At 43.3% G+C, this 22,498-nt stretch carries 20 protein-coding genes; 10 read left to right on the top strand and 10 right to left on the bottom strand.

What is annotated here, in order from left to right:
- Positions 1 to 279: 279 nt before the first annotated feature.
- From VME0621_RS16830 to VME0621_RS16840, 3 genes are all read right to left on the bottom strand, one after another.
- On the bottom strand, positions 280 to 1,434 hold the full coding sequence (locus VME0621_RS16830) for a tetratricopeptide repeat protein (protein ID WP_062463432.1): 1,155 nt from the start codon (positions 1,432 to 1,434) through the stop codon (positions 280 to 282).
- Positions 1,435 to 1,645: 211 nt separating this feature from the next.
- Positions 1,646 to 2,515 (bottom strand): MalM family protein, encoded by an 870-nt coding sequence (locus tag VME0621_RS16835; RefSeq protein WP_062463429.1) that lies wholly within the window; start codon positions 2,513 to 2,515, stop codon positions 1,646 to 1,648.
- Between the two features lie 86 nt (positions 2,516 to 2,601).
- Positions 2,602 to 3,963 (bottom strand): carbohydrate porin, encoded by a 1,362-nt coding sequence (locus VME0621_RS16840; RefSeq protein ID WP_062463425.1) that lies wholly within the window; start codon positions 3,961 to 3,963, stop codon positions 2,602 to 2,604.
- 438 nt (positions 3,964 to 4,401) lie between these two features.
- Here VME0621_RS16840 and glgX point away from each other — a divergent pair, with 438 nt between their 5' ends.
- Positions 4,402 to 6,366, top strand: a complete 1,965-nt coding sequence (glgX, locus tag VME0621_RS16845; RefSeq protein WP_062463422.1) for a glycogen debranching protein GlgX — start codon at positions 4,402 to 4,404, stop codon at positions 6,364 to 6,366.
- A gap of 151 nt (positions 6,367 to 6,517) precedes the next feature.
- Complete coding sequence (locus VME0621_RS16850; protein ID WP_062463419.1) at positions 6,518 to 8,281, top strand: sensor domain-containing diguanylate cyclase; 1,764 nt, start codon at positions 6,518 to 6,520, stop codon at positions 8,279 to 8,281.
- A gap of 32 nt (positions 8,282 to 8,313) precedes the next feature.
- Here the strand turns inward: VME0621_RS16850 and VME0621_RS16855 are convergent, their stop codons facing one another.
- Both VME0621_RS16855 and VME0621_RS16860 read right to left on the bottom strand, forming a co-directional pair.
- A complete protein-coding gene (locus VME0621_RS16855; RefSeq protein WP_038221951.1) occupies positions 8,314 to 9,189 on the bottom strand; it encodes a LysR family transcriptional regulator in 876 nt (291 codons plus the stop codon).
- A gap of 140 nt (positions 9,190 to 9,329) precedes the next feature.
- On the bottom strand, positions 9,330 to 10,430 hold the full coding sequence (locus VME0621_RS16860; protein WP_197498263.1) for a BamA/TamA family outer membrane protein: 1,101 nt from the start codon (positions 10,428 to 10,430) through the stop codon (positions 9,330 to 9,332).
- A 440-nt stretch (positions 10,431 to 10,870) separates the two neighbouring features.
- On the opposite strand from VME0621_RS16860, the gene VME0621_RS16865 reads away from it, so the two are divergent.
- From VME0621_RS16865 to VME0621_RS16875, 3 genes are all read left to right on the top strand, one after another.
- The gene (locus VME0621_RS16865; protein ID WP_231892958.1) at positions 10,871 to 11,326 is read left to right on the top strand and encodes a PACE efflux transporter; all 456 of its coding nucleotides are present in this window, start codon (positions 10,871 to 10,873) and stop codon (positions 11,324 to 11,326) included.
- Positions 11,327 to 11,438: 112 nt separating this feature from the next.
- Positions 11,439 to 12,116, top strand: coding sequence for a DUF2057 family protein (locus VME0621_RS16870; RefSeq protein ID WP_038230794.1), 678 nt, complete (start codon positions 11,439 to 11,441; stop codon positions 12,114 to 12,116).
- Between the two features lie 61 nt (positions 12,117 to 12,177).
- Positions 12,178 to 12,780 carry an SGNH/GDSL hydrolase family protein gene (locus VME0621_RS16875; RefSeq protein ID WP_062463410.1) on the top strand — a complete coding sequence of 201 codons (603 nt, stop codon included), beginning with the start codon at positions 12,178 to 12,180 and terminating at the stop codon, positions 12,778 to 12,780.
- Positions 12,781 to 12,862: 82 nt separating this feature from the next.
- Here VME0621_RS16875 and VME0621_RS16880 read toward each other — a convergent pair whose 3' ends face one another.
- The 3 genes from VME0621_RS16880 to VME0621_RS16890 form a co-directional block, all read right to left on the bottom strand.
- The gene (locus VME0621_RS16880; protein WP_062463407.1) at positions 12,863 to 14,251 is read right to left on the bottom strand and encodes an SLC13 family permease; all 1,389 of its coding nucleotides are present in this window, start codon (positions 14,249 to 14,251) and stop codon (positions 12,863 to 12,865) included.
- Positions 14,252 to 14,536: 285 nt separating this feature from the next.
- Positions 14,537 to 15,388 carry an alpha/beta fold hydrolase gene (locus tag VME0621_RS16885; protein WP_038230795.1) on the bottom strand — a complete coding sequence of 284 codons (852 nt, stop codon included), beginning with the start codon at positions 15,386 to 15,388 and terminating at the stop codon, positions 14,537 to 14,539.
- Between the two features lie 63 nt (positions 15,389 to 15,451).
- Positions 15,452 to 16,036, bottom strand: coding sequence for a TetR/AcrR family transcriptional regulator (locus VME0621_RS16890; RefSeq protein WP_006070115.1), 585 nt, complete (start codon positions 16,034 to 16,036; stop codon positions 15,452 to 15,454).
- 130 nt (positions 16,037 to 16,166) lie between these two features.
- Between VME0621_RS16890 and VME0621_RS16895 the strand changes: the two genes are divergently transcribed.
- From VME0621_RS16895 to VME0621_RS16910, 4 genes are all read left to right on the top strand, one after another.
- Entirely contained in the window at positions 16,167 to 17,123 is a 957-nt protein-coding gene (locus VME0621_RS16895) for an AEC family transporter (RefSeq protein WP_006070116.1), read from the top strand.
- Positions 17,124 to 17,227: 104 nt separating this feature from the next.
- Entirely contained in the window at positions 17,228 to 18,019 is a 792-nt protein-coding gene (gene thiM, locus VME0621_RS16900) for a hydroxyethylthiazole kinase (protein ID WP_006070117.1), read from the top strand.
- 9 nt (positions 18,020 to 18,028) lie between these two features.
- Positions 18,029 to 18,658, top strand: a complete 630-nt coding sequence (gene thiE / locus VME0621_RS16905; protein ID WP_062463404.1) for a thiamine phosphate synthase — start codon at positions 18,029 to 18,031, stop codon at positions 18,656 to 18,658.
- 8 nt (positions 18,659 to 18,666) lie between these two features.
- On the top strand, positions 18,667 to 19,533 hold the full coding sequence (locus VME0621_RS16910) for a hypothetical protein (RefSeq protein WP_062463401.1): 867 nt from the start codon (positions 18,667 to 18,669) through the stop codon (positions 19,531 to 19,533).
- Between the two features lie 30 nt (positions 19,534 to 19,563).
- Here the strand turns inward: VME0621_RS16910 and VME0621_RS16915 are convergent, their stop codons facing one another.
- Positions 19,564 to 20,127, bottom strand: a complete 564-nt coding sequence (locus VME0621_RS16915; RefSeq protein ID WP_051868387.1) for an SPOR domain-containing protein — start codon at positions 20,125 to 20,127, stop codon at positions 19,564 to 19,566.
- Positions 20,128 to 20,329: 202 nt separating this feature from the next.
- On the opposite strand from VME0621_RS16915, the gene nhaD reads away from it, so the two are divergent.
- Positions 20,330 to 21,772 carry a sodium:proton antiporter NhaD gene (nhaD, locus tag VME0621_RS16920; protein ID WP_099046340.1) on the top strand — a complete coding sequence of 481 codons (1,443 nt, stop codon included), beginning with the start codon at positions 20,330 to 20,332 and terminating at the stop codon, positions 21,770 to 21,772.
- A gap of 83 nt (positions 21,773 to 21,855) precedes the next feature.
- Here nhaD and VME0621_RS16925 read toward each other — a convergent pair whose 3' ends face one another.
- Positions 21,856 to 22,290 carry an Mpo1 family 2-hydroxy fatty acid dioxygenase gene (locus tag VME0621_RS16925; RefSeq protein ID WP_062463398.1) on the bottom strand — a complete coding sequence of 145 codons (435 nt, stop codon included), beginning with the start codon at positions 22,288 to 22,290 and terminating at the stop codon, positions 21,856 to 21,858.
- Positions 22,291 to 22,498 lie beyond the last annotated feature (208 nt).

Below are 22,498 nucleotides of genomic sequence, written 5' to 3' on the forward strand. Positions count from 1 at the left end.
AATTTAACGTGCGAGCGTTTAGGCCACTGCCAAGCATCCTTAGACGCCACACTAAAACTGAGCTCAGCATATTTTGTTGAGCATCATTTTTGTCAGGGGAATGTCAAAGTAGAGTTTGAAGTGATAGACATCACATCAAAATTGAACCAAAAGCTAATTTAGAGAACAAAGCATTCTCAAATCGATAACAAAAATAGATTATTTGGCTATTTATGATTCAATGCAATCATAAATGAAACAATGCCAATCATTAGTGAGAGATTCATCCCGTAAATGAGATTACTGATTGGGGTAGGAAGTGTGGTAGTTGGAATAATTATAATCAGATTCATTCGCTTGCATTGAGGTGTCATTATCGGAGGTCGTTTGCTGACTCTCTGAAGATTCCGTATTTGGCTGCTCTTTATTCAAAGAGTCTGCATCTTCAAGTGCAAAAAGAGGTAATTCTCTTTTATAGAGCTTGTTTAATGCCTTGATTAGCGAATGTTTCACCATCGGCCCAAACTGAAGTTTTTTAATGACGGGTTTTGCTAAAGATTGAAGCCCCACGACCGAGTCCACTCCTAATGTCGAACCCACCGAGTCTCTTGCTGATTTTGCAGCCTCATAACCTAAATAGGCGGACATAAAAAGCCAAATATAAGCGATAGCAGCACCATTAGGCTTAATGTCGCGCCATGCTTCACCTGCATAATACATAGCTTCTACATTGCCTTTCTCAGCCGCACGCTCTAACCAATAGCAAGCTCTGTCAGTATTTTGCTCAACACCAACACCATTGAGGTAATTCAGACCCAGTTTGGTCATGCCCTCTTCGCTTTGCTTTTCCGCGGCTTTTTCAAACCAAAGAGTCGATTGTTTAGGCGATGGTGTTGGGTTATCAGGAGAAATACTCCAGTCGCCCATATAGAGAATGGCCTCTAAATTTCCTTCTTCAGCAACTTCTTGAATGGTAGAGACACCTTTGGGAATATTGCGCTCGGTACCTCGTCCATAAATTAAAGCCTTAGCGGCTTCAAATTTGGCATGAGAATCCCCTTCAGTACCAGCAATACAAAGGCGCCAATAGTTTGCTTGCTCACGTAATACCAAGTCTTCGCGCTTTTTATCACTGAGACGAACAATGCCGTACATCGCCGTGACGTTATCCAACTGCGCACCTTTATTGTACCAATACAGCGCTTCTTTCACATTCTTGCGCTCGGCTTCTTTCGCTAAATACAGAATTGTAGGTACATGGCCCGTTTCCGCTTTATAAACACGCTCTTGCCTTTCTTGTTGACGCGCCTTTTCCATTGCACGTCGATAGGCAGCTTCACGCTCAAGACGCTCTTGCTCCATCCTCTTGCGTCGTAAGGATAGCGAGAACATCCAGATAAACGCCAAGATGAGCGAAAGACTGGTTGCACCTATTGCAATAGAAAGTGTCGACATTGATTAATAGCTTATTGGGTAACGGTTACTCTATATAGTAACGGCAGGAAGGGAGATTAATTAAGTGATATAGGCGATCTATTACACGCTTTTACAACTTAGTTTAGAGAAATGACGTTTGCGGAATATCTGCTTAGAGAAAAAGCCTCGAACCATTGCCGCTTCCTATACCGAGCAGAATGATTCGAGACGGGGTAAATTCTATATTAGGTTACTTACGGCTGTTAATTGCTTTAACAAACGTTTCCTGAGCACCTTCGACGTTAAGAGCTTTCGCTTCATCTAGCAGACTAAGTGCTTTAGGGATGTTGTCCTCGGCGACGGCTTTTTGAATGGCACTATGATAATAGCTTGTTGTCTCTGGTTGAATGGTTGCTGGAGCTGCTTTCACACTCGTTGCTACAATGCCAGTCGTTGCCGCTGTAACAGGTGCCACCATGGAGTTATCCACTTTTCTAGACCCCAATGTGAGGGTCTCTATTTCTAAATTCAGTTCACCTACATAACTATGTTTAAACTTAGGGTCAGTAACAATAGGTAACGGCTCCCCGCTTTCTTCTGCTCTCACCTTGGCAGGATGTGGTACTGAAACTAACTGGCCGACATCTGAACTGTTAGTGAACACAATCATGTAAGGTAATGACTGTGCGTCGACTTCAAAACTCGTTACATAACGGTTCGCATCGAACATGTCTGAATAGCGAATATTGAATTCATCAAGAGTGATAGTTCTTACCACATTATATTCTTTGTCGAGTAATTGAACTGTCGGTGCTAACACTCGTTTTTTGAGCATTTTACTGCTCAGGGTTACCTTTACTTTGCCAGAACGAGGAGAGAACTCGAACGCATTGAAAAAGCTCTTACCGGTTTTGAATTCCCATACAGGAGATGATTCATCAATGACAAAACCAACATCTTCAGTCTTATCCAACTCCACCCAAGCAAAATCTTTTTTACTGATACAGCAAACGTCTTCTGACTTCATTTGAGCATCTGTGATGGTGGGCTCAACACCAGAGTTACTCGCACAACCAACCACACTTAGTCCAAGTACTAGCGCCAAAATATTTTTGTTCATAATATTCCACCATTTTAGAAAAAGAAGGCAGTCCTTAGACTGCCTTGTTAGATTAAGACTTCATCTAGTAAATTCAACTAGGTTGATTAGAACCAGATTTCAGCTTCGATACCGAATCGAGTATCACTACCTTTCGATGATTGCGACCATCCATAAGAATCATCGCTAGATGACATATAAGCAATGTATGGTTTGATCTGTGGACGTCCCCAGTAGTCTGCATTCACAGTGAAAACAGGTGCTAATGTAGCTGAGTAGAAATACGTTGTATCGTCTGTACGCCATCCCTTAGCTGTTTCGCTTGCCGCTGTTAAAACTGCTTCCCAACGGAAGTTGTCGCTTACTCGGTACGTAGGAGTTAAGCCCAAGAATGCGCGAGTTACGCCATCCTGCGCGCCCCAAACCTGGCCACGTTCGTTGTTATCAATGTTCCAATAGACAATTTCTGAACCTAGTTGAACGTTTTCAGTAATGTTGGCAACACCATAAGACGTTAAGAATAGAGAGACATCATCTTCTGCCCAACCACCATTCCAGTTACCGAAGTTTGTACCTTTAGTAGCGGCAATGCCTTTACCGTAAGTAACACCCGTCAATGACCAGCCATCAAAACCGTAGTAGTCGCGAGAATAAGTAATACCAGCGCCAATACCATTGTCAGCTGCATCTGGTGTATTAGTATCTACACGATATTGATCTGAATGAGCGCGTACTTGGTATTTAACGTCGAAGTCAAAGCTACCACCTAGCGCTTTTATGCCATAAAGGTATAAATCCATTGACGTTAATGTAGTGCTGCGACCATCATTTAACGTTTCACATTGTTTACCATTTTCAGTAGTGTTGCCGGAGTTACAGTAACCATCACCCGGATCTGCAGAAACCACTGCGAAACCAAAGTTATCAGCAAAGTCCAAACCTTTATATTCAACACCTGCACCTAGACCAGATGATTGTTTCCAATATTCTTTTGTGATGATACCTGCTTGACGGTTCAAGTAGCGCTTACCCGTCCAAATACTCGTACCTTCAGCAAACATTGAAAGGTCACCAAGCTCTACATACGCTTCTTTAAACTCTAATTGACCTGACGAAAGGTGACTGTCGTTACCGCCTGAAGAACCATAGAAACCACGACCATTACCACCCTCGTTGTTACCATATTCTGTCTTTAGAACGTATTTAGACCAAGCGCCGTTTTCGTAGTTATTGCCTTTAGTTACCGTAAACTCTACTTGGTTAGGGTTACCAGAGAAAGCTGCACCCGCTGCGCGATAGTCACGGCGGTGCTCCCAAGTTTCATTAAGTTGTAGCGACTCACCTACGTTATATAGAAGGTGTCCATAACCATTAACTTGCCAACCTTCTTGTACTTTGTCTTCCGCCATCACAGCGCCTGAAGCTAAAGCACCCACCACTGCAGCAGCAATTACACTTACTTTTTTCATTAGAAAACTCCGTTTAACTTATCGTTATATTCAATTTCATTTTCCAAAACGCCGCAGAGGCAGTACTGATGCGTTTAGGTCTGAAATATTTATCGGTTTAGGGTCCCGAGTTGATTGAACGGTGTCAGATTAACCAAGTAGTAAGTGCGATACGTCCTCCACCCTGAAGATTGTTAAGGGGGATGAGAAAGGATGAGAAAAATAACCGTATGGTGTTTTTTAAGGATAAGTCACAAAAAAAGGGGGGAGGAGTAGCGGATTTGGTAATGTTTTGACGCACAAAATACGTCTTACATCACTTTTTACAAAATAACGCCAAATAAACTGAAATTAAATTACATTTAAAATTCTGTGATCTTAACTTGACCTAATGTTTACAAAGCTATTAACTATTGAAAGTTAAGTAATGTCATTCACGAACAAATAGAAAAAAATCTTATGACACAACATCAATCAAGCCCATATCCATTAGGGGCGACGCTGGATAAACGAGGATGTAACTTCGCGATCCATGCTCCAGATTGCCCAGATATCCAATTAGCTCTCTTTGATGACAACGATAATATTCAATTGTTCCCACTCCCTAATGAATATGCTGGAGTAAGGCATACCCACATTAGCGAAGTCACGGCTGGGCAACGTTATGGTTTTGTCATAGAAACGTGTGAAGAGCGTCATTTCATATCAGACCCTTATGCAAAATCGTTGGACAAAGCTCTGCATTATATTCCACCTTTTGATGCATCAAAAAGCTTCGAATTACCAAAGTGTGTCGTCATTGCTGACGACTTTGATTGGCAAGACACTGAACTACCAAGAATTCCTCGCGAAGAAATGGTGCTATTCGAAACTCATGTAAAAGGCTCCACTAAGCTCAATGATAAAGTCCCATCGCAGGATAGAGGCAAATATTTAGGCTTAGTCAGCAAAGAGATGCTAGCGTTTTATAAGAAACAAAATATCAACTCGATACAATTGCTCCCTGTCGCCGCCTGCATGCACGAGCCTCATCTGCTCAATATGGATAAGGTCAACTACTGGGGCTATAACCCATATGTCTTTATGGCACCAGATCCACGCTATGCGGATTCAGATGCTGTACTAGAGCTAAAAACTGCTATTCGTGAACTTCACCGCCAAGGTATTGAGGTCATTCTTGATGTGGTCTACAACCATACTGCGGAGGGTGGAGATAACGGAGCGGTCTTCAATCTGAAAGCCTTAGACTCTAAATTCTATCTACGCCATGGCGAGTTTTTTGCAAACTTTACCGGTTGCGGAAACACGGTTGACCTCAATTATCAACCAGCACTCAACCTTGTTATGGATACACTCCGTTATTGGGTTCAAGAGTTCAACGTCGATGGCTTCCGTTTTGACCTTGCTGCGACACTCGGTCGTAACGGAGATAACTTTAACCGTGACGCTGCCTTCTTTAGAGCTGTCGCGCAAGATCCTGTACTAAAACAGACTAAGTTGATTGCAGAGCCATGGGATATCGGTCCTAATGGTTATCAAGTCGGTAACTTCCCATTTGGTTGGAATGAGTGTAATGACCGTTTGCGAGACATTACGCGTAGCTTCTGGCGTGGCGATCAAGGTTATTTGAAGGAGTTCGCTACCCGCTTAATGGGCTCTCGAGATCTATACAGTGCGGCAAATTGGCCATATAAGCTGACCGTGAACTACATCACTTACCACGATGGTTTCACTATGCAAGACTTGGTGTCATACAAACACAAACATAATGAGGCCAATGGTGAACAAAACCGCGATGGACACGGTGATAATCGCTCTGACAATTATGGTGCCGAGGGTGACACAGATAACCCAGTCATTTTGACAACTCGCGAAAAGCAAAAACGTAACTTTATGGCAACGCTGCTATTCTCGTTTGGTATTCCCCATATTTTGACCGCCGATGTCCTCTCACACACACAAAAAGGTAATAACAACGCCTATTGCCAAGACAACGAGATCAGTTGGTTAGACTGGGGCTCAAGTGAGCCGAAAGAACACTTCAGACAATGGCTAGCAGACATGCTTTCCGCTCGCAAAGAGTATATGGTGCCTTTCATCCGCGCATTTAGCGGCGAGAAGCGTAACGATAATCGCATCTTCTGGAGCCGTGTGGATGGAAAATTAATGAGCATGGAAGATTGGAATCGACTCAGTAGCGTCGCTCTACATATTGGTATTGGGGATGACGGTGATGAGATGGTTTACTTAATTAACCAAACCAAAGCACCCGCTCGTTTTACCTTGCCAAACGATCGAAATCAGACTTGGAAGACCATTTGCGACACGCATATTGCGGAGTCGGAAGTAGGACATGCTGAAGGTGAAATACTACAAGCCCCGATGTCTATGGCTATTTTGCACTTTTCTCCTACAGACTCATAATTTAGTGTTAATATACCTATCAATAAGAGGTTGTTTTTCAACCTCTTATTTTTATCAATTGATCTCTACTAACTTTACGTCAAATAATTGTTTTGTATCACTTATATAAGACGTAGTACCATTTCGGCATGCTCAATTGGTTTAATACAATATGTCTCTGCCAAAAATCCTGTTACGAGCCCTAAAGCCGCTCACCTTTGCTCTTATTGCAGCGCTTATTTTTATCTCCTATCAGCAATATCAACATTCTCTTCAACTTGCGAAATCTCAATCTCAGTCCAATGTAAAGATGGCAACGGCACTGGTTTGGTCACAAATTGAAGCGACCTTTGCAAAAGTGGATTTACTGCAAAAGCATATCGACGACCCGCGTTTTGCTTCACTTGTTACGCAAACACTAGACAACACATACCTGTATAAGAGTATTAGTGTATTCGACCCGGTCGCTCAAACTTATGTCGATAATCAAGGAGAAGGTATTAGTGAGCAAACAAAGTCATCGATTCAATGGCACTCCTTCGATGCCCTTTCACATCAATATGCCGTGTCTACCTTGTATCAAAAGCTCGATGGGTTATGGGTATTTGCTATTAAGCAACAGATCAGTCAACCAAGATTGGAGGTTTGGTTCGAGGTAGACGCTCAACATATCACTCAATATCTCGCAAATATGAAAACGCTGAAAGAGGGCTATGTCTTTGTAATCGATGGCACCAATGGCCGACTTATTTTCCACCCTAACCCTCTAAGAATCGGCACAGAATCCATCAGCTACCTAAAAGGTCTAGAACAGAAGATCGCCTATGGACAAACTAGAGGTAGCTACGAATACCACTACAATGGCGAACTCAAAGTCAGTATGTTTGACGCAAGAAACCCAATGAAATGGATATTCGTTTCTGGAACGAGTCGAGCAGATATTCTGTTTACGTCTTATCAGATTTCACTCACCGCTTTGGTGATATTAGCGCTGTTATCGCTGGCTCTATCTATTAACTACATCAGTTACCAGCTCAACCACTCTTTAGCAAGACTCAACCAGGCGCCTGACATTGCTCATTTTAAACACGATCTTCGCGCCATCTTTGACCGTTTTATCTTCCACAAAGGCGTACAATTTTGTCTATACGAACAAGATACTGGGAGCTTTAAAACCGTCGACTTTCATGGCAATACCAAAGTTATTCATCAATGCCAGTCATTGCCGTCCATCTTCACCTCACGTCAATTGAACTATGTATATAACAGTAACAATGATGCGTTAGCGCGAAAGCTTCAAGTGAATGGGCGTCATTACATATTGCCGCTATTTCAGAGGGATACCCTAATTGGCGTGATATACGTTAAGAGTGCGTTTTTTGCCTTTGATGGCGTAATAAGGGCTATTCGAGATTTCTCTGAAGTCGCTCTGTCAAACTTATTGCTGTTCCAATACCTCAACGATAAGGATTCACTTACTGGACTGGACAACAAGCTCACCATGCGTTCAGAGTTGACCCAGCAACTCAGAAATTCTAGCGCTTACTTTGCTTTGATCGATATAAATGGATTAAAAAGAATCAATGCTGACTATGGCGATATGATTGGCGACACGATTATTCTATATGTAGCAGACATCATCAAACGCAGCTTCCCAAAGCCAAAGTCACATTGCATTGCTCGCTATGAAAGCGGACTATTTGCGGTACTATTCGAGGCAAACGACAACGTCGATGCGAAAAAGCAGCTTGAATGGTTAAGACAGCTGATAGAAAAGCTACCTTTGAACATTCATGATGAATGGATTACAGCCACCGTCTCTATTGGCGTTACAGCAACAGGAGATAGCACAGATGGCATTATTGGTAGAGCTACTCAAAGCCTACAGCAGGCAAAACTAAAAGGTCGTAATCAAGTCCATATTCATCAAGCATAAAAATAGCCCCTCGGTTGAGGGGCTATTTTTACTTAGAAGACACCAAGCATCTCACATAAGTACTTAGCAGCAGGACCTAACCTCGTATTGGATTTCCACAGCACATCCGCAGAGTTCATCATTTCATAGCGCTGGAATTCCGGTCTAAAGTCAATCAAGGTACCCATCGCCTGCTTTTCAACAGTGAAATCTTTAGGCACAATCGCCCAACCGATACCCTGTTCCACCAGCTTGATCACATCTTCTTGATCGTCAGCTTGCCAAATATCTTGAGAAAACGCGCCCTGAGCCTGAAGCACCGTATTCTGCATCATGCTGCGACACACAATTTGTCGTTCGCCAATAAGGGTTTCATTGCTCACTTGCTGCATGTCGGCGAAAATCGAATCCGGGCTACAAATACACACCCACTCGATATTAGCGATAGAAACAAAGTCTAGCCCTTCTGGCACCGCGTCGGCCGCTAGGTTGAAACCAAGTTCCACTTCATCTTTGATAATCGCGTTAGTGAGATGGTGTGCTGCAAGCCTCGAAACATCAACTTGTGTGAAAGGAAAGCGTTGAGACATTTTCTCAATTGCGGATTCCAACAAAGAGAATGGTAGTAAAGGGTCAATGGCGATCTTTAATGTATCTTCAACACTATCAACACTAGCTTGTGAGTAATTACGAATTCGTTCAGCTTGTCTTAAAAGCACCTTAGCTTGCGACAACATTCGCTCGCCTTGCGGCGTCAGCTTAGGGTACTTGGTACTGCGGTCGAAAAGCGTAATCCCGAGATCGACCTCCAGATTATTGACACCAATGCTCACTGAGCTTTGGCTTTTTCCTAAATGCCTCGCAGCAGCAGAAAATGAGCCTTGTTCTGCCGCAGCGACAAAAGCAACAAGCTGTTCAATATTCAGCATACCCAACCCTTTGACTATATTATTAACAAGCGCACTATCGTAAAACAATAGCACAAAAATTGCACCCAAAGATAAACCAAAACAATAATGCCACTACCGATTATTTGCACTATAAATCAATAAAATGGCTGAGATGGCAACTAGAAAGCTTCTCCAAATCGGATATAAAAGCTGGCATTACCCATCTTTGATACCGCAGCGTCTACACCAACAGTAAATCGCTCCTTGGCATTCAATAAGTAACGAACACCGACGCCAGCCGATGGCACAACTTCAGACTGAACCGAGTGCGTGTAGTAACGGTCCTGATTACCTATCACCGCCGCACCAGCGAAAGCCACACCGCTCCAGAGTGTGGAGAACTTGTGCCTATATTCAATTTCAGCTTGGTACACTGAACTGCCTCGGTATTTATTCCAATCGGCACCACGTAAGCTAGGGGTAACAAACTCATATTCTGGCGCATCACCTAACATTTCCTTACCCATGACTCGATAAGCCAGCACATCATCTCCAATTGGAAAATATTGACTGATTTCTGCATCCAGTCTGGTAAAGCGTTTGCCCGTCCGTTTATCTCTTGAATAGCGCAAAGTACTTAAATCGACGTTTAATCCCTTCGTCGCCCCCATCATATTATCGCGAGAGTCGTAGGTCATAAGCAGTCCGAGCGCGCTATTGCTACCACTCATTTCTTGCTCAAACGCTTTTTTAATTTCTGGATCGGTATGCTCATTAAGGCTCGCATTACCACCACTCCACAAACCCTGCACACCTAAATAAAGGTCATCAATAATTTGCTTACGTACCTCTGCGTAAACAAAGTTGGAGTAGGATGAATATTGAGCGGCTTTAGGTAACTGCATTCCGACGCGCCCTGTGTATTTCAAATTGAGACCAAAGTGTCCAGCATAGAAACCCGCACGCCACGCATCATGCGCAAAAACATGTTCATGTCCTATGATTGCCATGCCACTGCCTGTGTCAGTGTATTGACCGTAAAACATACTGGTAGAGGGGTTTTTAGCACCTTCGGCTCGTTCGTGAAGGTACATGGCATTAACGCCAAGACCCAGACCAAGTGCATCATCAGTAATTGGAACAGGAAATGCGGCGAACTTGCGGTCAGGAAGCTCATCTGATGTTTCCACCGATTCTTCAGGCTTGTTCTGACTCTCTGTTGAAGTCTTCGTTTCGCTCGCATCGCAATAGGAGGCAAAAACTAGTATTGATATAGCCATCAAAGTCGATGAAAAGTTTGGCGTGTTCAAATGAAATCTCTGTGCGTTATTGAAAATCGTACGTAGCACTTAGATTCCATTCTTTTGAGACCATCTAGGCTCATTGAGTGCAGCTTGGTGGAGGTACCACCAATTGATATGCTACTAAATATTAGTTTGAGGAAAAAGGCAAAGTATCCGTATACTTAATAGGTCATTTTAAAAACGGGCAGTTTAGGACGAACAATAACCGCTCATATATATATTAATAGCACCCGCAAAGAGTAATACATTCATGCGAATTATTAAAATTGTATATTTGGATCATATTCTTACAAAAATATCGCATTAGAGCTATCACTCCTCCGACCAATTCGAAAACTTAATAGATCGATCTTCAAAATGTAATGTTTTTTTTATAAAGTTTGCGCAATTCGATAAGATGTGAAGGAGAGCACATTGTGACTTCAAAAAATGTAATGCGAGGCCCTGCCGATAGATTGAGACATACCATTTTGTTCGAGCTATTACTGTTACTTATTGCAGCACCAATTTGTATGTTTGTTTTCGGAGCTAACGTAAAAACCGCAGCCTTGACCGCATTCTCGCTGTCGTTAATCGCTATGATTTGGAACTACATTTACAATTACGCTTTTGACCGAATTTTGATCTACTTACATGGGACATCAATCAAGACCCCTGCTCAACGCGTCTACCACGCACTACTGTTCGAGTTAGGGTTGCTAGTTGCAACCATCCCACTGCTCGCATGGAGTTTGAATTTATCGATAATTGACGCCGTGCTTGCCGACGTAGGTTTTGTTTTTGTTGCCCTATTTTACGCCTATTTCTTTAACCTGGTTTACGACGCCGTATTTCCGATCGTCGACCACAACAATGACAAGCATACATTGTAAATTTTTGATTAAATTCCATATTAGTATTGCGGCGAAGATTGCAATCAATCCACAACATAGGCAATCTAGTGTACGCTAAACTATTAGAATAATTCTGCTAGGATAAAATAAAATGAAAGCTTCTAAGATTCTTGCTTGTGCATTACTCGCTGGTTGCAGCACCATGGCTGTTGCTGATGTGACGATCAAAATCCCTGACTCTGTTGATCTACTATCAGTCAATGCTGGAGACCCAGTTACAAAATCCAACGGTTTCTTCTCTTCTGGCAAAACCGCTACGCTTCCAGATGGTGTAAACCAAATTGTCTTTCGCTTCGAACCTTTGTTTGATTTGAATCGAGAAGAACGTGTGACGGTTCCAAGCAAAGCAATCATCGCTCGTTTTGATGCTAGCAATACAGAACTTACTCTAGAAGTCCCTTCTTACCAGAATGAGCGCCAAGCTAAAAAGGACATTGATAGCTTTAAATGGTCTTTGGTCGACGCTGATGGAAATGCTATCCCAGTAACTCAGGATAAACTGATTAAAGACGGTATGCAGATCGGCCGTGACTACAACCGAGAAGCAGAAGATTACAACCGCAAAGGTGGTGTAGCCGCTATCGCAGCAGCAGGTGCAGTTACCGCTGTAACGCTACCCGCAACCTTACCTGCGAATTCAGCAAACGCAGAAATCGCAGTACCAGGTGGCGCAGCAGACAATACGGCTGAAGAGATGCTCATCTTTTGGTACAACAAGGCAGATGCAGACACTAAAGCCCGCTTTAAAGAATACATCAGCAGCAACTAATCTAACTTATTCAAAAGCCGCTCTTAATGGAGCGGCTTTTTCGATCATACGAGAATAATACGTGAAAAAAATCGTCTTATTGGGTGACAGCTTGACGGCTGGATGGGGTTTAGCCACAAATCAAAACTGGTCAGATAAACTCATTGCAGCCCATCCAGATATTGAGTTTATCAACTGCGGTGTACCCGGTGACACGACAGCAGGAATGCTATCTAGATTCAAACAACAAGTTTTAGACCAAGCTCCTGATGCCGTTGTTCTATTTGGCGGGCTGAACGACCTCAACTGGGGCACAGATATCAGTGTGGTTGCCAGTAACCTCAACGCTATGATTGCTCAGTCTCAACATCATGGTATTCAACCCATTTTAATCGTCACTTCTGCTATCGACCCAGTTGGTTCGCTCCCAATGTTTGGCAATCACAAAGGCACCGTTGAAACCATTCGTAGTGCAGTTCAGCAGTTGAGTCAAAAACACGCTGAAAAGCTGAAAGCAATGTACAGCAGCGGAGAGAATGGTCTTGAAATCGTGGATATCTACCAAACGTTTGAACAATATGCATGCGAAAAAGACTATGCATCACTATACCAAGCCGATGGTATTCATTTGTCACCGCTTGGCGCTCAGCTTATCTATAACACGCTGGACGAAATAAACTGGTAAGCAAAAGGGTCATCAGTACACACTGATGACCCTTTTCTATTTACGACCTATTTGATTATTTAGTCAACTCGATGACGTTAGACTATGCCCAAAAGCTCATTGCAATTATGGTCAAAGCGCCGATACAAGCGACATTCAAGAGAATACCAATACGCATCATCTCTTGCTGTTTAATATGACCAGAGGCAAAAACAATTGCATTTGGAGGTGTCGCTACCGGAAGCATAAACGCACAAGAGGCTGCCACTGCAATTAACACCGACAAAATCACCGGTGACATTCCAAACGCTTCAGCGACACTCGCAAAAACCGGAATCAGCAACGCCGCACTCGCTGTGTTACTGGCAAACTCAGTTAAGAAGACCACGAACGCTGCAATCACCAAGATAATCACCAACATGTTGAACTGAGAGATCATGTCACTTAATTCATTGGCAAGAAAAACACTCGTTCCCGTTGCTTTAAGGACATTACTCAAACAGATACCACCACCAAACAGCAGTAAGACACCCCAGTCTGCGGTCTTCTCAATATCCTTCCAATGAACTACTCGAGCAAAGTTCACCGCAACAATAGCGCCAAGAGCAACAATGGTGTCGAATTTCGCATACCCGCCCAACATTGCATTGATCGGTTTGCTGAATATCCAAAAGAATACCGTAAGAGCAAAGATAAGCAGAGTAACTACTTTCCCTTTATCCCAATTCACTTGCTCATGATTGATTTCGAACTCACCATCAAGCTTAGGTTTTAATACAAAGAACAAGACAGCTAATGCAATAGGGAGCAGAATGATTGATGTTGGTAAGCCAAATGCCATCCAGTCAGTAAAAGAGAGCCCTACTTCTGCTGCGGCGATCGCGTTAGGTGGACTTCCAACCATTGTTGCAATACCACCAATACTCGCACTATAAGCAATGCCAAGTAGTACAAAAACGTACGTGTTATGGCCGCTTTCTTCATTCACTTTACTTAATACACCAAGCACCAATGGCAACATCATTGCCGCGGTAGCAGTATTACTGATCCACATAGATAAAAGTGCGGTAACGCCAAACAGCATAAACACCGCAACGCTCATCTTACCTTTTGCCATCACTAGCACTTTATCGGCAATAACCTTATCTAAGCCTTGCCTATGCATAGCGGCCGCTAGTGCAAAACCACCCAAGAACAAAAATATGATGGAATTGGCAAAGTTATTTAAAGCAGTCTGCGTATCAAACACACCGAACAAAACCGCAATCACCGGCACCAATATAGCAGTCACAGTCACGTGAAGCGCTTCGGTCAACCACAGCACAGCAATAAACGCTAAGATACTAATTCCCAGCACAACACTGGGTTCAAATGGTAAGGTGTTATAGAGCACAGCAAACAGCACGACGTCGGCAAGAATAATCATGCTGTTACGGTTAAAGAACCACTCTCGGGTATTGGAGGGTAAGGGGACACTATCGTTTCTATTCATTATTATGGCTTCCTTTGATTAGACGGGCGAAAACGACCTTGAAACACGCTTCAATGTCGCGGCCCTAACGCCATAAACGAGATAATGAAACCGGAAGTTAGATTCGATCAGAAGGCTGACTGTATCCGATGTAGTTATATTAAAGAGGATACGACACTGATACTCAGTTTCTACGCTTATGGGACCAAGTTATGATCCCATATAGAAAACCAAGCGCATAATGAAAAATTATCAATTTGTTAACCACATCAACAATATGGATATAATTACAACATCTTGATTTTATTAAACACCAATCAGCTTATCAAAGCTCGATTTTGCCTCCTGACATTGCATAACGCGACCATGACCTTGTCCATGTGTCGTGACCAACTCTACATTGACCATCTCTTGCGCTGCTTTCTTCGACACAGAATATTTAGTGAAACGATCCTTTTCATCATGAACAATAATAGTTGGCGCATTGCGAAGCGCTAATTTGTTATAGGGATCGATGGTTTGCAAAGGGTATTGATATTGGGTTTGGATATCATCGACTACCGCTTCAAACAAACGCATCGAATAGCCAGAACGCGCGACGCTACCAAACAAATTATCAAGATAGTCGAGAACTGGCGCGATAAGCAGCAAAGGTTTATCATGAAGTTTCGCGTGCTTACATTCAATCGCCGAAGCCGTGCCCATGCTATGCCCAACTAACCCAGCAACATCGTCTTCATTATCCAGCAGACCTTCTAAACCGCCAACAAAGGCAGGAATATGCCCAAATGCACCTTCACTCTCACCATGAGCAGGATGGTCATACGCAAGCGCAGTAAATCCTCGACTTGCGATGTGCTCCATTAGTGGGAAGAATTGGCTTGCCGTACCAGACCAACCATGAGTTAAAATCCACACAGGACCTGTACCAAGACGATATGTCTTTAACATTCCTTCTGGCGTCGCGATCTCACCCTTTACCAATCCCTGAGGCTCAGAATTCTTTGGTTTAGAACGAACAGGCGTCAACAATAGCTTCTTCGCGGTGTTCTTCGCATGATTAGGCGCCAACTTATGATGAGCGCGCGTTGTAAGGTTAATCATGCGCTTTTTAAAACTGAATTTATTAGAAGTGTTGAAGTAAATTTTGTCACTCATGACTGACTCTTCCTTGCAGCACGATTCGAACGGTCGTGCTTTTTTATCTTAAAAAAATGTCTATTAGCTCGACCAAGACTCAAAAGACTTAGTCACACTATTCCAAAACCTTTGGCTACTTTCTTCTTGCCCAACGAGGGAGTAAAAAACATGCGCACTAAGATAGTGCCCATAAAGTTCAAATGCCGCTTGCTTAACATCCAGATCTTTTTTCAACTCACCAGTTTCGACGGCCTTCTCGATTTGTATCGTTAAGTAGCTGATCCAGCGATAAATCGCCTTGCGTAGAGAAACTTGCAGTTCGTCTTGACGATTATCACGCCAAGCATCGATAAACATACAGCTGCCTTGGAAAGATTGATTCCAACACATCCAGTTATCAATCAAATGCTTAAGCTTATCAATAACCAACTCATGCTGATGCTCTCTAACAGGGGCGATCACACGAGTCTGGAACGTAGCGTCGGCATACTCAACCACCGCTACCTGTAAGTTCACTTTGGAATTAAAATGCGCAAATAGACCACTCTTCGACATCTGACACTGCTTAGCCAGCTCACCGATCGTCAGGCTTTCTAAGCCTTCACGACTCGCTATGCCGAACGCTTGATTAAGAATGTGCTCTTTGGTCAGCTTACCTTTGCTCATTTAAATCTCTAATAAAACGAATACACCACCAATTTAGCACGGTCGTACTTTTTTGCAATCCTTGATTTATTGGGATGAGAAGATGTGGAATAATTATTCAATGCTACTGCGCTGATAATATGGAATGTTTATGGACTCTTTGGTCGACCAACTGCTGTTTTCTATCACCATCACGGGCCCAATTTGTCTTATGATCATTTTGGGAGTAGTGTTCAAACGAATCGGTCTGATCAACGATAATTTTATCGACGTGGCGTCTAAGTTAGTCTTTAAAGTTACCCTACCCGCCATGCTATTTTTAAGCATCGTCAACTCCGAGCACAATTTCTCCGCAGCGAGCCAATTCATTACTTTTAGTATTATTGCCAATATACTTTTCTTCATTTTCACATACACCTCCGTTGGCGCCATGTTTCGTCACTCCACGGATAAAGGCGTCATTATTCAAGGAAGTTTTCGAGCTAATACCGGGATTATAGGCTTGGCTTACGTCGCCAACGCATACGGAGAAAAAGGGGTCGCTTTAGCGGCTATCTATGTTGCTGTCACTACCTTTATTTATAATGTTCAAGCGGTGATTTGCCTTACCCCAAAAGGCACAGACTCTGGTGTTTCAGCCGGAAAAATCATGCTGACTACATTGACCAAAAACCCATTAATTATCGCAATTGTGTCTGGTCTGGTATTCTACATGTTGTCGATTCCCGTGCCTGATATAGCCATTGATGCCGGTAATTATTTCGCCAGAATGACACTGCCATTAGCCCTCCTTTGTACCGGAGGGTCGCTAGACTTAAGCTCGATGAAAAAAGAACAGAAACCAGCATGGCTCGCCAGTAGTTACAAACTTATTTTGGCTCCATTTGTGGTGACAACAGCAGGCTACTGGTTCGGTTTTAGAGGTTTGGAGTTAGGCATTCTATTTTTTATGAGTGCATCGCCAGTCGCTGCTGCAAGCTACGTCATGGCTCGCTCTATGGGAGGAAACTCAGTGCTTGCAGCGAATATTATCGCACTGACAACAGTGCTTTCGACGCTTACTTGCACTGTTGGCATCATTATTCTGACCTCTTTACACGCTATCTAAAGCAAACAGAGCTAAATACCATTACAATCATTCAAAAAGTCATAACCTGAGCCTGTTTTAATTTATTGTCATTCTATCGGCTCAATCTAGGTTTGGAGATAAACATGAACAAAGACCTTATTATCAACGCGCTACAAAAAGTACGTGAGCAAAAACCTCTCGTCGTCAATATCACGAATTTTGTTGTCATGAATAACACCGCCAATGCGCTATTAGCCGTAGGCGCTTCACCAATCATGTCACACTCAAAGCAAGAAATGGCGGAAATGATGTCATTCGCAGGCGCACTAGTCATCAATATTGGAACTTTAGATAGTGTGTGGCGTCCTGGTATGTTCTTCGCCGTAGAACAAGCCAATGAGAATAATAAGCCAGTTGTACTCGATCCTGTTGGATGTGGCGCAACCAAATTAAGAACCTCAACCGCTCGTCAACTTGCAGAACTCGCTGACAACTTAATAATTCGTGGTAACGCATCAGAAATCATTGCCATGGCAGGGGAAAAATCACAAAACAAAGGTGTTGATGCACTGGATTCAAGTGAGGCAGCTTTATCTGCGGCGCGCGCATTAGTAGAGGCCTACAACTGCTGTGTCGTAATCTCAGGTGAAACCGACTACGTCGTCAATAAAGAAGCCACTCACGCACTGAGTAATGGTCATGAGATGATGCCTTTTGTCACCGGTATGGGGTGCTCACTATCAGCGGTAACAGGAGCATTTGCTGCGGTTGGTGAAACCACAGGCCTCGCAGCTGCGGCAATATTTGCCATCGCAGGTGAAATCGCGGCTGAGCAATCAAAAGGCCCAGGTTCACTGCAAATGAATTTGCTTGATGCTCTGTATCAGCTTAGTGATGAAGAAGTGCTACGCCGTCTCCACATTAAAGAGTGTTAAGGACAAACGATGACTCGCAACCCTTATCTACTCTATCTTGTAACAGACGAAAACCAAGACCTCGATACGTTAATAGAAGTCGTGAAGCAGGCTGTTGAAGGTGGAGTGACAATGGTGCAAATACGTGAAAAGCATCATGATATTAGGACCTTCATCACCAAAGCAGCAGCTGTCAAAAAGGTGCTTGAGGGTACTACCGTTCCATTGATCATCAATGACCGAGTAGACGTCGCCCTTGCCATCGATGCAGATGGCGTGCATTTGGGACAGACCGATATGCCAGCGACCCTAGCTCGAACCCTTATCGGTGAGGATAAGATTCTTGGTCTTTCTATTGAAAGCGAAACGCAACTGCAACAAGCGAAACAGCTTCCAATCGACTATATTGGGCTAAGCGCCATATTCTCAACGACAACCAAAACCAACATAAAAACTGAATGGGGGCTTGAAGGGCTAACGAATGCACTTCAACAGATAGAGCTACCTATTGTTGCTATTGGTGGTATCAACGAATCAAACTTGTTAGATGTGGCAAAAACTGGTGTTCATGGTGTCGCGATCGTTTCAGCAATTAGTCATGCAGGATCACCGAAACAAGCAGCTCAAAAACTGTTAACTATTATGGAAAAGGCCGAGTAAGGAATCGAATGCACGATAAACTGTCCACATCCGCACTAGCAAAAAGTCGAAACCAGGAGTCTAAAGCACTGTTTACGCTTTTGAAGCGCGCAGGTTATATCAGCTGGCACGAGTCCAGTTGGTTGCTAACTGATATTGGACATCGTTTCGGCGGTGACTATTTGGACAGTGAAAAATATGGACGCTTTATCGTGTGGCCGTCAAACCTTGTAATCGACGATACACTTATTAGTGACTCAACACTGACTGCAACGCAACTTGGTGAACACTTTGCGCTTCCAGCTAAAAAAATCAATCTTCTACTTAGTGAGCTAGGTTGGATAAAGCGTGACGATAGCCAATGGAAGGCGACGGCCATTGGCCTTCGCGCGGGTGCTCGTCTTCGTAAAGATAAACAGAACAACAATGAGTTTGTGGTTTGGCACCCCTCTGTATTGCGCCACGCTCGATTAAAACAGTCCGTCATCGAATTTAAAGGTCACGATGCAGAAGCGCACTCTACTGAAAAATCCTTCTCAAGTTTTCGGCAGAAATTCGCGGCAAAACATCGAACTCTCGATGGTCATTACGTTCAATCGAAAGGCGAGTTAATTATTGATAACTGGTTATATATGGCAGGCGTTGTTCATGCTTATCAAAGGCAGTTACCCATAGAACAAGATGTTGTGAGTGATTTTTACTTACCACAAGGGAAAGTCTACCTACAATATTGGGGATCAGATAGCGATGTAGCAGACGACAGAACCATTGAACACACACGTGCGCTTTATCAAGAGCATGACCTGAGTCTTATTGAAATATTCCCAGACGATATTCAGAATTTGGATGAGCTATTACCGAAAAAATTAAAGCCGTTTGGTATCAAAGCTTATTGATTGGCTCTAATCACAGTAATCAAGCCTTCGCTAAAAGTAACAGAGGCACGAGTTGCGTCCATGCTGCCCAGCAATCATAAAAGGAGTAGCCACAACCACTGCACTATAGCTTTCTTTCAACGAGTTCACAGGTGACTCTCCTTCAGCACTGGCCACCAACTGGGTTTCACTGGTAGTAATCAAAATACTGGTTGTTCTGATAAACGCATCTTTATAGGCGGGTATAGCTTTCACCTCGGCTAAATCGAAACTTGCTGCTTCGAAGTTTTCATAAGGACCAATCAAGCAACGGTCTCCGTCTATTTCAGGTTTTAGCCATATCGATTTACTGACATTTTGCTGCAAGTTGCTAGGTACTGCACGCAAACTTCCCGATTGAACAAAACCACATTGTATCCAGAAAGACTTATCACTTTCGCTGGGCGCACTGCGTCCCCACAACCCTTCTCCAATAGGACATTCACTTTCTAAGACTGGGAACGGCAGGTTTACTTTGTTGGCACTGTCACAAACGTAAGGTTGCGTTTCGGCTAGGGCTGGATTCGCAAATAGAAACATTAGTGTCGTCAACAAGAATGAAATGACTGTTTTCATGAGTTTGCTCCCTTCCACCAAATTAGACAGATTCCTTCATCTAAGCCTAGGAGGTCTGAAAACATTGTCAAAAGTCTATTTTTTAACCACAAGCTCTTCATCAGATTCGAGTTAGCTCACAACGAAAATGTTGAATAACCTTTAAAATATCGTATCGCAATTGTTAGCGCCTGATTTTATTTAGCTTTTGAAGGATCAAAACATGATGAAAAAAAGTCGATGGCAGACCCTTTTAGTACTCCCTTTTATCGCCACGTCTACTTTCGCTTCGGAAACGGTATCTTCGGATACCTTTAACTTCACTCAATCCACAGTAGGTTATGCAGCATTACTTATTTTTGGTATTGCTTACACCCTTGTCATGATGGAGGAATACCTTAAATTACGTAAGTCAAAACCTGTTCTGCTCGCAGCAGGCTTAATTTGGATAATAATCGGCTTAGTCTATAAAGACCTAGGTCAAATCGAAGTTGCGAAATCCGCACTAGAACATAATTTGCTCGAATACGCCGAGCTCTTACTATTCTTGTTGGTCGCAATGACCTACATATCAGCAATGGAAGAGCGGCGACTATTCGATGCACTTCAATCTTGGATGGTTGGAAAAGGCTTTAACTTTAGAACCTTATTTTGGTTAACAGGTATCCTCTCTTTCTTCATTTCCCCTATTGCCGATAACCTCACCACCGCATTATTAATGTGTGCAGTCGTGCTTAAAGTCGGGGGAAGCAATCTACGATTTGTAAATATTGCCTGTATTAACATCGTGGTCGCAGCTAATGCGGGCGGTGCATTCAGCCCATTTGGTGATATTACCACCTTAATGGTTTGGCAAGCGGGGCATGTGTCTTTCTCCGAATTTATGCCTCTGTTCGTCCCCTCAGTGATTAACTACATTGTGCCTGCCGTGATCATGTCGCTGTTTGTTCCTAAGACACAACCTGATGCGGTCCATGCTCACGTAGAACTAAAACGTGGAGCGTTTCGCATTGTTGGACTCTTTATTCTCACCATTGCAACGGCCGTTGCCTTCCACGCAGTGCTTCATTTCCCTCCGGTCATGGGCATGATGATGGGACTAGCTTACCTACAGTTCTTCGGGTTCTTCCTGCGTAAAACACTGCCTCGCTCCATTGCGAAGAAGAAAGCCATCGCTATTGCAAACAACGATGAAACCGCTCTGAAACGACTAGGTTCCATCGTGCCGTTTGATGTATTTAGACGAGTTTCTCATGCCGAGTGGGATACATTACTATTCTTCTATGGCGTGGTGATGTGTGTCGGGGGGTTAAGTTTGCTAGGTTATCTAAGTGTGGTCTCAGAAATCATGTATACCCAATGGGATCCAGTTTGGGCCAACGTAATGGTAGGTATTCTTTCGGCCATCGTCGATAACATTCCAGTGATGTTTGCGGTATTGACTATGAACCCAGAGCTCTCTATGGGCAACTGGCTGCTCGTAACGTTAACGGCAGGTGTCGGCGGTAGCTTACTGTCTATCGGTTCAGCAGCTGGCGTTGCATTAATGGGGGCTGCACACGGCAAATACACTTTCTTCGGACATTTGAAGTGGATGCCGGTGATTGCCCTCGGCTACGCTGCCAGTATTCTCGCTCACCTTTCGATGAACGGAGGACTGTTCTAAACCGATTATCGAAGGCATTATTGTTAAATACAAAGACCGCTATCCTAGTTTGACTGGGATAGCGGTCTTTTTTAAGTCAACCATCATTTCTGGCGAAACACCCAAATAGGTCCAATCAGTAAGAACTGTAAATCATCAAAAAACGATGGTTTTTTTCCTTCAATCTTGTGTCCAACAAACTGCATTATCCAAAGCACCACAAACAGACCGATACAGACGGTTAGCACCGACATACCGAGCATTGCAGCGAAGGTAATAATTGCTAAACATGCAAGAGTAAAGATCAGCATCTGAATAAACACCGACCGTGATAAACGAAAATAGAAAACCATCACAGGTAACATCACAACCCATACCCAGTTAATAGACATGCCACCAAGTGGTAACTGAGGTAGACACCAGATCAACCCCACAATAGAAAGATAAATACCGGGAACCGCAATTTTGTGTATTTTTCGATTAGTGCTGTTTTGGTGGCTCTCTCCGTAAGCATCTAACCACTGCTGTAACGACTTCATTTGACTTCCTTGTTATTCGACTGGTGTTAATACTCTAGACCAAAATCAACAACTCTTCCTATTCATCCGCCTACTCCACCCTTGTGATCACCAAGCGATTCTGTCGTACCTTAATTACCAAGCGACTTTGTCATTACAATAACTACCGAGGGAAAATGTCGGGACTGATTTAGCGTACTTTTTAAAGTAATCAAATGAGCTTTAAAGG

The sequence above is a fragment of the Vibrio mediterranei genome, assembly GCF_900088415.1.
In the GTDB taxonomy this organism is placed as follows: Bacteria; Pseudomonadota; Gammaproteobacteria; order Enterobacterales; family Vibrionaceae; genus Vibrio; species Vibrio mediterranei.

Excerpts from the sequence above, each read along its gene's own strand:
- VME0621_RS16830 (WP_062463432.1), bottom strand. The coding sequence starts at position 1,434 with ATGTCGACACTTTCTATTGCAATAGGTGCAACCAGTCTTTCGCTCATC.
- VME0621_RS16835 (WP_062463429.1), bottom strand. The coding sequence starts at position 2,515 with ATGAACAAAAATATTTTGGCGCTAGTACTTGGACTAAGTGTGGTTGGT.
- VME0621_RS16840 (WP_062463425.1), bottom strand. The coding sequence starts at position 3,963 with ATGAAAAAAGTAAGTGTAATTGCTGCTGCAGTGGTGGGTGCTTTAGCT.
- glgX (WP_062463422.1), top strand. The coding sequence starts at position 4,402 with ATGACACAACATCAATCAAGCCCATATCCATTAGGGGCGACGCTGGAT.
- VME0621_RS16850 (WP_062463419.1), top strand. The coding sequence starts at position 6,518 with ATGTCTCTGCCAAAAATCCTGTTACGAGCCCTAAAGCCGCTCACCTTT.
- VME0621_RS16855 (WP_038221951.1), bottom strand. The coding sequence starts at position 9,189 with ATGCTGAATATTGAACAGCTTGTTGCTTTTGTCGCTGCGGCAGAACAA.
- VME0621_RS16860 (WP_197498263.1), bottom strand. The coding sequence starts at position 10,430 with ATGGCTATATCAATACTAGTTTTTGCCTCCTATTGCGATGCGAGCGAA.
- VME0621_RS16870 (WP_038230794.1), top strand. The coding sequence starts at position 11,439 with ATGAAAGCTTCTAAGATTCTTGCTTGTGCATTACTCGCTGGTTGCAGC.
- VME0621_RS16880 (WP_062463407.1), bottom strand. The coding sequence starts at position 14,251 with ATGAATAGAAACGATAGTGTCCCCTTACCCTCCAATACCCGAGAGTGG.
- VME0621_RS16885 (WP_038230795.1), bottom strand. The coding sequence starts at position 15,388 with ATGAGTGACAAAATTTACTTCAACACTTCTAATAAATTCAGTTTTAAA.
- VME0621_RS16890 (WP_006070115.1), bottom strand. The coding sequence starts at position 16,036 with ATGAGCAAAGGTAAGCTGACCAAAGAGCACATTCTTAATCAAGCGTTC.
- VME0621_RS16895 (WP_006070116.1), top strand. The coding sequence starts at position 16,167 with ATGGACTCTTTGGTCGACCAACTGCTGTTTTCTATCACCATCACGGGC.
- thiM (WP_006070117.1), top strand. The coding sequence starts at position 17,228 with ATGAACAAAGACCTTATTATCAACGCGCTACAAAAAGTACGTGAGCAA.
- thiE (WP_062463404.1), top strand. The coding sequence starts at position 18,029 with ATGACTCGCAACCCTTATCTACTCTATCTTGTAACAGACGAAAACCAA.
- VME0621_RS16910 (WP_062463401.1), top strand. The coding sequence starts at position 18,667 with ATGCACGATAAACTGTCCACATCCGCACTAGCAAAAAGTCGAAACCAG.
- VME0621_RS16915 (WP_051868387.1), bottom strand. The coding sequence starts at position 20,127 with ATGAAAACAGTCATTTCATTCTTGTTGACGACACTAATGTTTCTATTT.
- nhaD (WP_099046340.1), top strand. The coding sequence starts at position 20,330 with ATGATGAAAAAAAGTCGATGGCAGACCCTTTTAGTACTCCCTTTTATC.
- VME0621_RS16925 (WP_062463398.1), bottom strand. The coding sequence starts at position 22,290 with ATGAAGTCGTTACAGCAGTGGTTAGATGCTTACGGAGAGAGCCACCAA.